The organism is Pedobacter sp. WC2501 (genome assembly GCF_052682415.1).
The window spans coordinates 2,384,085-2,397,136 of record NZ_JBQZFI010000001.1 but is presented as its reverse complement, the minus strand read 5'-3'; the positions used below and the strand labels follow the sequence as shown (position 1 = coordinate 2,397,136).

Annotated in this window: 13 protein-coding genes; 11 read left to right on the top strand and 2 right to left on the bottom strand. The window is 38.2% G+C overall.

Translation table 11 applies throughout. From position 1 onward, the window contains the following. Window positions 1–6 precede the first annotated feature (6 nt). On the top strand, window positions 7–606 hold the full coding sequence (locus tag ACUN24_RS10225) for a GIN domain-containing protein (protein WP_445562404.1): 600 nt from the start codon (window positions 7–9) through the stop codon (window positions 604–606). A gap of 328 nt (window positions 607–934) precedes the next feature. After that, a complete protein-coding gene (locus tag ACUN24_RS10220) occupies window positions 935–3,208 on the top strand; it encodes a GH92 family glycosyl hydrolase (protein WP_445562403.1) in 2,274 nt (757 codons plus the stop codon). 109 nt (window positions 3,209–3,317) lie between these two features. On the opposite strand, the gene ACUN24_RS10215 is transcribed toward ACUN24_RS10220, so the two are convergent. Further along, window positions 3,318–3,608, bottom strand: a complete 291-nt coding sequence (locus ACUN24_RS10215) for a hypothetical protein (RefSeq protein ID WP_445562402.1) — start codon at window positions 3,606–3,608, stop codon at window positions 3,318–3,320. A gap of 281 nt (window positions 3,609–3,889) precedes the next feature. Here ACUN24_RS10215 and ACUN24_RS10210 point away from each other — a divergent pair, with 281 nt between their 5' ends. Beyond that, on the top strand, window positions 3,890–4,396 hold the full coding sequence (locus ACUN24_RS10210; RefSeq protein ID WP_445562401.1) for a PRC-barrel domain-containing protein: 507 nt from the start codon (window positions 3,890–3,892) through the stop codon (window positions 4,394–4,396). A gap of 229 nt (window positions 4,397–4,625) precedes the next feature. On the opposite strand, the gene ACUN24_RS10205 is transcribed toward ACUN24_RS10210, so the two are convergent. Continuing rightward, on the bottom strand, window positions 4,626–5,294 hold the full coding sequence (locus ACUN24_RS10205) for a hypothetical protein (RefSeq protein WP_445562400.1): 669 nt from the start codon (window positions 5,292–5,294) through the stop codon (window positions 4,626–4,628). Between the two features lie 178 nt (window positions 5,295–5,472). On the opposite strand from ACUN24_RS10205, the gene ACUN24_RS10200 reads away from it, so the two are divergent. From ACUN24_RS10200 to ACUN24_RS10165, 8 genes are all read left to right on the top strand, one after another. After that, window positions 5,473–5,925, top strand: a complete 453-nt coding sequence (locus tag ACUN24_RS10200) for a hypothetical protein (protein ID WP_445562399.1) — start codon at window positions 5,473–5,475, stop codon at window positions 5,923–5,925. 298 nt (window positions 5,926–6,223) lie between these two features. Further along, window positions 6,224–8,515 (top strand): mechanosensitive ion channel family protein, encoded by a 2,292-nt coding sequence (locus ACUN24_RS10195; RefSeq protein WP_445562398.1) that lies wholly within the window; start codon window positions 6,224–6,226, stop codon window positions 8,513–8,515. A gap of 277 nt (window positions 8,516–8,792) precedes the next feature. Beyond that, window positions 8,793–9,092 (top strand): Fic/DOC family N-terminal domain-containing protein, encoded by a 300-nt coding sequence (locus ACUN24_RS10190; RefSeq protein ID WP_445562397.1) that lies wholly within the window; start codon window positions 8,793–8,795, stop codon window positions 9,090–9,092. A 133-nt stretch (window positions 9,093–9,225) separates the two neighbouring features. Then, window positions 9,226–9,804, top strand: coding sequence for a Fic family protein (locus tag ACUN24_RS10185; RefSeq protein WP_445562396.1), 579 nt, complete (start codon window positions 9,226–9,228; stop codon window positions 9,802–9,804). Window positions 9,805–10,001: 197 nt separating this feature from the next. Then, complete coding sequence (locus ACUN24_RS10180; RefSeq protein ID WP_445562395.1) at window positions 10,002–10,823, top strand: MOSC domain-containing protein; 822 nt, start codon at window positions 10,002–10,004, stop codon at window positions 10,821–10,823. A 156-nt stretch (window positions 10,824–10,979) separates the two neighbouring features. After that, window positions 10,980–11,573, top strand: coding sequence for a hypothetical protein (locus ACUN24_RS10175; RefSeq protein WP_445562394.1), 594 nt, complete (start codon window positions 10,980–10,982; stop codon window positions 11,571–11,573). Window positions 11,574–11,576: 3 nt separating this feature from the next. Further along, complete coding sequence (locus tag ACUN24_RS10170) at window positions 11,577–12,602, top strand: hypothetical protein (RefSeq protein WP_445562393.1); 1,026 nt, start codon at window positions 11,577–11,579, stop codon at window positions 12,600–12,602. Continuing rightward, window positions 12,583–13,026: a GNAT family N-acetyltransferase gene (locus ACUN24_RS10165; protein WP_445562392.1), complete on the top strand. Its 444-nt coding sequence runs from the start codon at window positions 12,583–12,585 to the stop codon at window positions 13,024–13,026. The genes ACUN24_RS10170 and ACUN24_RS10165 overlap by 20 nt, the downstream gene beginning before the upstream one ends. Window positions 13,027–13,052: the final 26 nt, after the last annotated feature.

The window sequence follows — 13,052 nt, the reverse complement described above, 5'->3', positions numbered from 1 at the left end:
AGCATTATGAAAACCTCTATCAAAACCCTAACAAAATCAGTATTAGCAGCTATCGTTTTAAGTTCTGCTATTTTCTCCACAAGTGTAATGGCAGACGAGAAACAGCCAATCAAAATGTCGGCACCTAAAAACATCGGCCAGGTTATTGTAAGTGGAAATGTGGAAATCACATTGGTGCAAGGACAAAAAGAAAGTGTAAGTTATAATGATGATAATATCGGGAAAGTAAAAGTGATCCAGGATGGGCATGCACTAAAAATCACTTCGGCAGATGGTAATACAGCTAAGATTACCATCTATGTAAAAGATATCTATAGGATCCAGGCTTCTGAAAATGCAGTGGTAAAAACTGCAGGTAAATTGGATTCGAAATACCTTCAATTATTCTTAAAAGGAGATGCTGTTGCCGAGATCAATTCAAATACAGAAAGTTTATACACCGTAATTGAAGGTCGTGCAGATTTAAAATTAAGCGGAGCTACTCAAGAACATATCTTGGTAATGGGAAGCACACCAAAATTGAATCTGGACAGATTTGCAGCAATGAAAACAAAAATGAGTTCACCAGTAGCCGAAACAACACAAACGGCTTCATTATCAAAATAATAAATAAAAATTTAACATTCGGAGAGCAATGAATCTATTCATCGCTCTTTTTTTGTTTATACAGTACTAATTGCAAGTTGTAACATCATTTTTCTGGCGAAAGCATTGCACTTTACCGGAGATGTAAACAGGCCAAATAGGAAAAGACTTTTTCTACTGTTGATTTTTTGATAAACTGATCCTTTCCATTAGATTTGATAAATCGTTTTAGTATTTTAAGCAGATTAAAAAGATTTACATCATTAATGATACAGCTGGCAACTCACCAGCTAGCAAAATATCGTTTTTGAAAGTATTATGTTTACCGCATCTAATCGAAAGCCCTGCCATGAAAAAATATACATATTCTTTATTGAGCGCAATACTTTTGCTAACAGCTTGTATCAATTTTGCGCATGCACAAGCTAAAAAACAACCCGTTGACTATGTTAACCCGTACATTGGTAACATTAGCCATTTACTTGTACCCACTTACCCTACTGTTCATTTACCTAACAGCTTATTGCGGGTTTATCCGGAGCGCGATAACTTTACCAGTAATACCATAGATGGTTTGCCTGTTGTGGTTACCAGCCACCGGGGCAGCTCGGCCTTTAATTTGAGCCCTTTTCAGGGCGATCTCAAAAATGCGGGTAACGTAATTTCTTATGGTTACGACAATGAGGTGATTAAGCCTTATTATTATGAAGTTGACCTTGATGATTTTGGGATAAATGTACAATTTGCCCCCTCGCACCAATCAGGAATCTATGCGCTCAACTTTTCGCAGACAAATGTTCCGGCTTACCTGGTTTTAAATACCAGAAACGGAGCGCTAAAGGTGAGCCAAAATGTGGTGAGTGGTTTTCAGAAACTAGACAATAATACCAGGGTTTACCTTTACTTCGAAACTGATTTAACACCTGTTGAATCAGGCAGGCATCATGGAACCAAAATTGACTCGGGAGAACAGTCTGCTTCCGGCCGTGATGTTTACCTTATTTTAAAATTTCCCGCTCACACCAGTCAGATTAAGGCACGTTACGGCGTCTCATTTATCAGTGAAGAACAGGCAAAGCAGAATCTCCGTCGCGAAATCAAGGATTATAACCTGAATCAGGTGGCGCAGACCGGAAAAAATATCTGGAATGCTACACTTGGAAAGATCATGGTAGCGGGAACTGATGAAACAGCCAAAACCATATTTTACACTTCCCTTTATCGCACTTACGAAAGGATGATCAGCTTATCTGAAGATGGAAAATATTTTAGCGCCTTCGACGGAAAAGTGCATAATGATAACGGTGTGCCATTTTTTACTGACGACTGGATTTGGGATACTTACCGGGCTACACATCCGCTTCGTGTGATTATTGAGCCGAAAATGGAAGGCAATATGATTAATTCTTACCTGCGCATGGCGCAACAGATGAACGATCATTGGATGCCAACTTTTCCGGAGGTAACTGGTGATAGCAGAAGGATGAACAGCAATCATGGTGTGGCTACTATCATTGATGCTTATAATAAGGGTTTGAGAAGTTTTAATCTTGATGAAGCTTATCAGTATTGTAAAGCAGCCATTACCGAAAAAACCCTGGCACCATGGTCGTCAAAAAAAGCAGGTGTTTTAGATCAGTTTTTTAAAGATAAGGGCTATTTTCCTGCTTTACCTGAAGGTGAAAAAGAAACCGCAGCAGAAGTTCATGATTTTGAAAAACGCCAACCTATAGCGGTAACCCTGGGTACAGTTTATGATGAATGGTGCCTGGGCAACATTGCCCAACAGTTGGGTAAAACCGATGAGGCAAAATACTTTTTAGATAAAAGTACCAGCTACCATACGGTGTTCAATCCGGAGACCAGGTTTTTCCATCCGAAGGATGCGGAAGGCAAATTTATTAAACCGCTGGATTACCGCTTTTCAGGCGGACTTGGTGCCAGAGAAACTTACGACGAAAATAATGGCTGGCTTTACCGGTGGGACGTGTTGCACAACCTGGGCGATCTGGTAAATATGATTGGCGGCAAACAGGCCTTTGTTGATGAACTGGAGAAAATGTATAATACCCCACTTGGGAAAAGCAGGTTTGATTTTTATTCGCAGTTGCCCGATCATACTGGTAATGTTGGGCAATTCTCTATGGGTAATGAACCTGCCATGCATATACCTTATTTATACAATTATGCAGGGCAGCCCTGGCGCACGCAAAAAAGGGTGAGGAGTTTATTAAGCCAATGGTTCCGTAACGATTTAATGGGTATCCCCGGCGATGAAGATGGCGGTGGCCTTACTTCTTTTGTGGTATTTTCACAGATGGGTTTTTACCCGATAACCCCAGGCTTGCCCATGTATGTAATTGGTAGCCCCACTTTCGCCAATGTAAAACTGGACCTTGGAAATGGCAAAAAGTTTGAGCTGAACTGCATCAATTATTCTCCTGAAAATAAATACATTCAATCGGCTAAACTAAACGGACAGGTATGGAACAAATCGTGGTTTGCTCACAAGGATTTAATGAGAGGAGGCGTATTGGAGCTCGTAATGGGCAAACGTCCGAATAAACTATGGGCAGCGGATGAAGCTTCACTTCCACCCTCATTTAAAATGCCTGCCAAATAAAAATGACCGGAGATTTTGGGGCGATGAATATCGTTTCTGGCATCATTTTCCCAATATACCAACCGTCATTTACTTTTATATGAGCTAAATGATACGTGGTTTATGCCTGTCACGATAAAAACTGTTGTACTAATTCTTCCCATTCTTGATCTAATGATAACTGCGGCCTTTTTTCTCCGGCTTTGGCATACCAATAATCGGCATTCCAGATATCGCCTTCTTTGCGGTGCAGGTAGGCGTGGATGCGGGCTGAACCAACATCGCCTAAATGGTCGACCTGGTTATGTGCCGTATGCCAATCTCCTTTTGCATCGTACCAGAGTGCCCGAAGCAGAACCGACATGTTGCTATCAGGTCTATCTTTTTCTAATGACTTTTTAAATTCAGCTATATCCTTCATTACTTCTGATTCTTTTTTAATGATTATACAAAATTACCGTAAAACAGTATAATAACTACCTGATAAAAATTATTTTGATTGATATCCTGCAGCTCTCCACACCCAAGCAACTTTAACATAAAACACTAAATAACAAATATTTATAGATTATTTAACAGTTTTCGATATTCGTTTAAGCTGCCCAATCTTTGTAACTTGGCTCATTAACATAAAAACCATCTCCTGAAAAACTTGTTGTAAAAATGGGCATCATTATTAATCGCCCCTTTAAAAAAGCAATTATGAATTCAGGAACTATTGTATACAGCAATTTAGAAGAGCTCTCAAAAAGTATTTATCAATTAACAGATGGCGAGGCTGACATTAAAGGCTGGCCAGTAAGAAATGAAGCTGGCGATCCGGTTGGAAAGGTGCGCGACCTCTTATTTGATCCCGAACAAAATGCAATACGGTACGTTATTGTGGAACTTGCTGATATGGGCGAAGACTTGGAAGAAAAAGCTGTGCTGATCCCAATCGGTCTCGTAAATTTAGGTGAAGGTAAAAAAGAAGTTATTTTACCCGATATTCACCATGATCAGTTCAGGGCTATGCCTAGATATATTATTGGTGAAGTTACGCCTGAGTTGGAGAACCAAATCCGCGGCATAATAGGAAGTCCAGCCGCATTGCGGATGGAAGATGAAATTGTAGAGATTGACCGTGCAAATTTTTATCGTCACCATCATTTCGATAAGAGTTTTCCGGAGCACAATCCCCGCAGTCAGGATTCTGATCCATTAATTTAATAATGCGTTAAATTTGTTAGTGGTGCATAAGCGTTACTAATTATAGTTATAGTAGAAAAAAGAGGTTGTATAACGCATACCATTTCACCTTAAATGCTGTCATGTTGAACTTGTCGAAATACTTTAAAACCTATTTAACAAGTCCTTCGACAAGCTCAGGATGACAAATCTATGTTTATGATACATCCTCATTTTTTTGATACTTTCTTTTTAATTTCAGTAAATTGGATCAATTAAATATTTGCCCTTCGCGATAATCATGCGCTATACTCTCCAGCTTACCTGCCTTGAAATGAAGGGTTACTGTTGAAGATCCGCTGATGCTTGCACTTACAAAGTCTGAAAAGCCAAACTGCCAGTCGTCGTGGTTATTCATATCCAGATCGTACGGTTTGTTTAATGGTTTATCAGAAAGTACAAATCCGTAAGCTGCATAGGCTGGTAACTGATGGATTTTGATCAGCTTTGCTGTTAAACCTGAAACCGGATCATCAACTTTTATCGCGGTATCATCAGCCGCATTTTCCGGCCATTTGTTTACTGGTGTGGTGAGGCCACCGCCTGTAGCAATCTCCTGCACTTTATCTCCACTAAAAAGCAGCACTACACGATCTAAGGTTCCGGTATTGTTATAAATAGTGAGCGCATAATAATAAGGAAGGAGTTGACCCAGGCTTTCTGGCGAACTATAGGGCTTGTGGCCAAAAATTGCCACATTCTGAAAGTCGAGGGTTGAGCCTGCCTTTTGCAGCTGGGCATATACCTCAGCATGCGAGCTGCCTATCTTTATTCCCCATTTTTCTCCCTTTGTTATGGTTTCAGAATAATTTCCCTGTTTTTCCTTTTTACATCCAGCGATACAAAATAATACGAACAGAATTGGTAAGATTTTTTTCATTAGTGCTTAGTGTTAATTTAAGATGTAAACGTGGATATCGCGTTACTTGCTACAGGCTGAGGTAAATAAATTTAAAAGAGTTTATTCAGCTATCAAATTACCGGTAGCTGAGTGAGCAATATAATAGATTTGCGAATTCATTTCGATTTCTTTAACTTCAACTACTTAAAAACCAGGCATGAAACGTATTTTATTTCTATTATTTATCTTAATCAATATATCAGCTTGCAAAAAAGACACCGATAATACCACGAGTGAAACCTTGAGTGGCAAATGGTCGACCGGAGGGTATGACCTCGAGCTTTACAACTCTTCGGGAATCAAAGTTAGCCATATCATAGCTGATGCTGTAAAATCGTACTGGACATTTGATGATAAACAGGTAAAAGTTTCTACTGATATTAATACATCAGTAAAGTTTTCAGACTATAGTTTAAGGCGAAATACAGATAACCGTATTCTCACTTTCAGCAATCCTAATTTTGCTGTACAGACTACTTGGAGCATTGTAGCTCAAACTGATCAGTACATGCGGATTAGCTCGGAGGTAACAGATAAACAATCGCTTATTTATGGAACTAACCAAACTGCTGCACGGGGCATAATGAACATCTACCTCACAAAGGAATAAATCTGATTATCTCTAGTCAAGGGATTAGACGAAAGACCTTATTTAATTTTTCTACTAAACAACAGTATAAATTTTCATCAAATTCTCTCTGGCATTAATGCTCTCGCATTTTTCAAGGTTCAGTGCAAATGAAATAGCCAAAACCACCGGCCGTAAAATCAATTCTAATCCTTATTTTTGGCAACCTATATCCTTAAAAAGGATATTTCCCAATATTTCTTTAAATCCAATGATAACAATAAATAATTTCCCTATACTGTTCCGAAACCTGATACCCCTTCTTTTTACCTTTCTTATTATGGGTAATGCATTTGCACAAAAGGACAGGTTACCTGGTAAGGGGCAGGATGTATCTATTCTTTCCGATTCTGCAATATTGACCAAGGGTGATTACCTTGCGCACCTGGAAAAAGTATTTGAAACCATTAACAAAGTTCCGGTAACGGTTGGTTCATTTAAAAAACTTAAGCCAATAGAGGCACATTTAACTCAGGATGAAGCTGCATTGACACTGCTTAAAAGCCGGTTAACGCAAAGCGACAGATCTCCAAATCTTCAAAACCTACAGATGGACGAGACCTTGTTGGAAGAATTACAGAGCAATAACCGGGATTGTTTAGCAGACCTCGACGAATATGAAAAGGAATTAAGGGCATTAAAAACCGAAATTCTTAACCTGCGTAAAGATACTGTACTGATTAAAGTTTTTACAGTACCTGCGGTGCAGGTTATGTTTAAAAGTGAATTTGCCGAACTAAAGAAGAAACGTTTAGTGATGGATAGCTTATTGAAAACCACCACCTTATCAATCAATAACCTGCAAGCGAGAACCTCTTCTAATCTAATCAACATTAAAGAGTTAATGTACCTTACCGATAACCAGCTTGATGCGGTGAGCATTAAAGCTTTTGGTAAAGAACGTCGTTATTTATGGGAATCCGTAAACAGGCCGGCCAATAAAAGCATGGGCTTCAGTAGGTTCATTAAAGGAGAGCAGGAAATATCGCGGTATTATTTTGTATATACAAGGAGCAGCAGAATCTTGTTGTTTTTTACCTGCACCATATTTTTCTTTTGGGTATTCTTCAATTTTAGAAGCGTAAAACAGCGGGGTCGTTTAGAAACCCTGGATGGTTTTTCGCTGATCAGTCCTCAGCCCTATTTAATCACCTTTATCATGCTCTTTGCACTGGCGCCTATTTTCGATTTGAGGGCACCCGCACTATACATAGAAGCAGTAGAAATTATCCTAGCGATTTTGCTCACTGTATATTTCCGCAAAAGGTTAAACTCAAAGTTATTTTACTATTGGTGCATATTTGTGATACTCCTTCTTGCCCCGGTGTTCTTACGTCTTTTGGGCATGCCGCCCAGATACCAGCGCTGGCTCCTGTTATTCCTCACTACCAGTTCAGTTGCCTATGGTGTTATGGTATGGAAAATACTCGATGAAAAAGCCAAAAAATACAAAATGATCCTCGTCACGGGATTTATATATGTTGGCTTTGCCATCATTGCCACATTTTGTAATTTATTTGGCCGCTTTACCCTTACACAGGTTTTTTATTCAACCGGGGTAAGCTCGCTTTTAAATGCCATATCGTTAACCATCCTGGCCAAAGTGTTGGTAGAAGCCTTTTTACTGCAGATGAAAAGCAGCAGGATTCGTAAGGGATTTCCTGAGTATTTTGACTGGCTGCCTGTAATTGCAGGGCTTAAAAGACTCACAGGCATTGGTGCTACCCTAATCTGGTTTGTAATATTTACCACAAACCTGAATATATTCAATAGCCTCTACGAATCGGTAATGGAAATCCTGACTGAAAAAAGAACTATAGGCAGTTTCTCTTTTACCTTTGGGGGCATTGTATTGTTTTTAGGCATCATTTGGATTGCCAACTTTTTGCAAAAATACATTGCCTATTTCTTTGGCGATACAGGCGATGATAATTTTGAGGATAATAAAGGAGAACGTTCTAAATTACTGGTAACCCGTTTGGTATTATTAATTGGAGGCTTTTTAATCGCCGTTGCAGCATCGGGACTGCCAATCGACAAAATCACGGTTATTTTGGGTGCTTTGGGCGTTGGAATTGGTTTGGGTTTACAGAATATTGTAAGCAATTTTGTATCAGGGATTATCCTTATTTTTGATAAAACCATCAGAATAGGTGATATTGTAGAACTAAGCGATAAAAAAGGCCGGGTGAAAGAGATCGGTGTTCGTGCAAGTACACTGCTTAGCGAAGAGGGTGCCGAAATTATCATTCCCAATGGTGCCATCCTATCCAACAATATCATCAACTGGACGCTGAGCAATAACCTGATGCGCGTAAACATTTCTTTATCGATTGCCAAGCCATTTAATACCACAGATGTAGTCAACTTGATCAGGGAAATTATAGGCGAAAACGACAACGTATTTATTAGCAAAGAACCTGTGATCATGATCAGTCCGGTTAGCAAACTCAACAGCAAAATCAACATTTATTTCTGGTGTAAGGATATTTCAAAGGCTGATCTGACCAAAAGCATGATCAATGCACAGATATTTGAGGTATTTGAGCAGAAGAACATTGAAATTTTATAGCCCAGCTACTCAACTCATGATTAGATATTTGCACATTAAAATCATTCCTATATTTTATTTCTTGATTTTCGTTATTTCCAATCCATAAATTTATTCAGAATAGACTAATAAAAGAAGTGTAGGGGATAGAACCAGCCAATTCGATGCTTAGACAAAATATTTCTATATTTTTGCTATATGTCCAATATTACATCAAATGTGAACACATAATTGAAATATGTCCATTAATAACCAGTATTATGCACATATGTTTAAGTACATAATTAAATGAACGTTTATGGTATATGATAGAACGCGTCCTTTCAATGATCTCCCACTCTTGCCCCCACAAGAAAGTATTGAGGATGACATAGATATTTTAAAAAAATTAGTAACAGCTTCAGGAGCATTAGCTACAACAAATAGTAGCCTTTACCGCTTACCTAATCCAACAATGTTAGCTAACACGATTGCACTACAGGAAGCACAAACCTCAACTGCGATTGAAAATATATTCACTACTGAGGATGAATTATATAAGGCCGTTTCAGATACACTTAGGGAAGAAAATATTAAGCCGCAACAAAAGAGGTATTAAGGTATCGTGAGGCTCTTTGGGAAGGGTATAAACTGATCCTAACAAATGGGAAAATAGATAAAGATTGCATCATCAGTACATTTAGACAGATTAAAATACTACGGCAAGTTTCAGGCCGCAACAAAGTTTAACGGTGATTAGAAGAGGGCAAAGTCAATTTAGATCAGGCGAGATTATATATACCCCACCTAGAGGAGAGGGAATAATTGAAGTAAAAATGGACAATTTGATTGAATATCTAAACGATGATATTAAGTACCCATCAGACCCACTTATAAAAATGTGTATCGCCCATTATCAATTTGAAGCAATACAGCCATTCACCGATGGAAATGGAAGAACAGGACGAATTTTAAATCTTTTATATTTGGTCAACAAAGATTTATTACAACAACCTATATTATATCTGTCCAAATACATCATCCTAAACAAAGATGATTACTATTATCACTTAGGGGCAGTTACTCAGCGGAATTCATGGAAACCCTGGCTCCTATATATGCTTGATGCGGTTGAAAAAACTGCCGTATTAACTAACCAGTTAATCATAAGTATTCTGAATCAGATGGAAGCCACCCTATCTTATGGAAAATCTAAAATCAAGTGGTATAACAAAGAAATTAATGAAGCTATTTTCAGCCAGCCCTATATTAAACCTAAATTTATTGGAGACCTTCTTGGTGTTAGCTCAAGAACGACACTGACTAAATAGTTTAGAGAACTTGAAGATGCCAAAATAGTGAGCGCCTCTAAAGATGGTAGAGAAGTATTTTATATCAATGATGATCTTATTCAAATTTTGAAGGGATAAAAATCACTTTAAGCCATCATTGAAGAACAATGACTTTTTATTTTTGTCCAAACCAATGATAAATAGTATAAATCAAAAAAGTGATTTATCTTTAAATCATGAGCAAATTTGTCCTTTCTGAAATAAACATCTATCCGATTAAATCGCTGGGAGGCATCAGTCTTCAGACAGCAAAACTCGAAGAAAGCGGCTTACAATACGACAGAAGATGGATGCTTATTGACGAAGAAGGAATCTTTATTACCCAAAGGAAGCATTTTGAACTGGCACTACTACAGGTAAACATTGCAGATGGTAAATTAAGCGTTTCTCATAAAAAATTGCCTGCGCAAAACATATCCTTTTCTTTGGATGAAGATACCGGAGAACAAATTTCAGTTGTGATCTGGAATGATACCGCTGTAGGCACAGAAGTAAATACCGAGGTAAGCGATTGGTTTTCTGATTTCCTGAAATTTAAAGTAAAACTGGTAAAAATGCCGGTGGCGGAGAAAAGAATGGTAGACCCAAGATATGCATCGAACAATGAAGTAGTGAGTTTTGCCGATGGTTATCCTTGTCTGATTATCGGTCAATCTTCGCTTGACGGGCTGAATGAAAAACTCGAAAACCCGATAAAAATGGATCGTTTCCGTCCAAATTTTGTTTTTATAGGTGGTGAGCCTCACATTGAGGACAGTTTTAAAGCATTTTACATTGGCGAGATTCTATTTTCGGCGGTAAAACCCTGTGCAAGATGTGTACTCATTACCATTGATCAGCAAACAGGTGAAAAAGGACAGGAACCACTGAGAACGTTGGCCGGCTACCGCACCATCAACAAAAAAATCCTGTTCGGGCAAAATTTACTGCACCAGTATTCAGGAATTATTAATGTAGGCGATGAACTAAGGATTGTTGACTGGAGGATCGAAGATTAATAACATTCCCAATTACACTTAATTTCTTATCCTTAACACTTTAAAGAAACAAAACAATCTAAGTTTACAAACTTTTTAGCGAACCATGCGTTTATTAGCTGCGCTCTTCATCATTACAGGGGGCAAATAATTTAACGTATACTTGATTATTGTTCTATGACAAAAAAAATCATCTTCGCAGTTCTCGCGGTCTTTATTATTTTATCCGGCGTAACCTTCTGGATTTTCAACACTTTCGATCAAACCACCAACGAAGCCAAGACACGTACAGAAGCTGATTTTACAACGAAAAAATTTGTGGTGAAAGAACTTTGGGTAATGGAAAAAAAACAGAACGACCGCGTTTTGATTTCCTATCTGTTTATTAAACCCGAAAAAGAAGAAATTAGCCTCCGCTTACCATGGCAAGGCAGTACCGATGATGAAAAAGCATTGGCTGAGAAAATTAAGCAGGGAGATACGGTAGAAGTAAAAGCATTAAAATCCCAACTCTCAGCTGCACGTGAGGGTGGTGTAGGCAAAGCCATATCGCGTTTTATAATGGGCGATAAACGAGAAGTGACCATTTTTAAAATGACTTTAAAAAATGAACTTTTGGTAGAAAAAGACATCCACGATTGGGATGATGCCAAAATTACACTGCTGGGCAGATTAAGCGATAATCCTTGGATACTGCTTATACCGTTCTTTATCCTGATGTATATTATTGGTGTTGTTAAAAGAAAAAGGGCAAAGCAACAGCGTTTATAAGTTATGGCAAAGTATTATCATATCGATGAACAATCCATTACAGTTAAACCATTCGCATTTTTAATTCCTGTTGGCCTGGCCATTGTTGCGCTGCTATTGGCAATGCCCTTAACTATAATCTTAATCATGGTTAAAGGTGATTTTTTGGACATTGAGGCTAAATATTTTGCCAGCTACTTTATTATGCTACCACTAATCCTGGCCTGTATCCCATTTTTTATCTATGGTAAAAGAAAAGTGATTTTCGATGCTTTTAACCAAGCTGTTTATCTTAAAACCATTTATAGCAAAAAGCTGTTGATGAGTTTTAATCAAGTGGCCTCAATTGATCCACAAATCCGTTTCGGACTGGCTTATTACCTCAAAAGTAAAGATGACCGCTTTGGCAAGGGTTACCGCATTTCCCCATCGTTCAGCAGTGAAGAGGATAAGGATAAAAAGCATTACGACAGCCTGGTACTGAGCGCTATAAAAAACATGATCAGTTCAAAAGCTGCAAAACAGGTAATTGTGCAGCCTAATCCGATTGATCTGGGCATATTGACTTATTATATTGCTGATCATAATACCTTCCGTTTAAAGTATGGTAGCAGTATAAAATATTTGCCTGTGCTCATATTTTTCGGCTTTTTTGCCTGTTATTTTTGGTATAACCTTTTTACCAAAACACAGCCAACCGATAGCGACCAGCAACTGTCTGTTATTGTGCTAATTCCTATTACACTCTTTGTGCTCACCATCACCAAAAGAATTGTTTTTGATGTAAGTACGCAAAAGATTAAGGTTTACCGGATCGGATTATTGTTTAAAAGTTATACTTTCAATAAGTTCGCAGGATTCAGTATTGTACGCAAAACTTATAACGGGCTTTATAACGGTACTGATGTGCGTTTAAAATTTAAAAAATTATCAGGCACTTCCGAACTCACCTTAGCCGACTTTGGCAAGACCAATCCGATAGAAAATTTTATTGCTGAAACCGAATATGTATTAGATAGGATGAAAAACCATGAAAGAAGTGTTAATTGAACCGGCAGGCAAAAAAGCGTACGAAAAATTGATTACAGTGTGGGAAAGTTCGGTAAGGGCAACACACCATTTTCTTTCTGAGAATGATATTATGACCTACCGCTCGCTGATTTTAACTGAATATTTTGATCAGGTACGGTTATATGCTGTTAAGTTTGAAAAAGAGGTGATGGGTTTTATAGGCATCAATAAAAAATCGATCCAGATGCTCTTTATCCATCCAGATGCCAGAGGAAAAGGACTCGGTAAAACGTTGATTGATTTTGCAAAAGATAAACATGATGTCAATACGGTAGATGTAAATGAGCAGAATGAACAAGCAGTAGGTTTTTATGAAAAACTTGGTTTTGTAACCTACGAACGGAGTGAGCGGGATGGAGCAGGAAAACCTTTTCCGATACTTTCTATGGCCTTACTGAAGTAAAAATTTGATTATCGTTAGCAAACAGC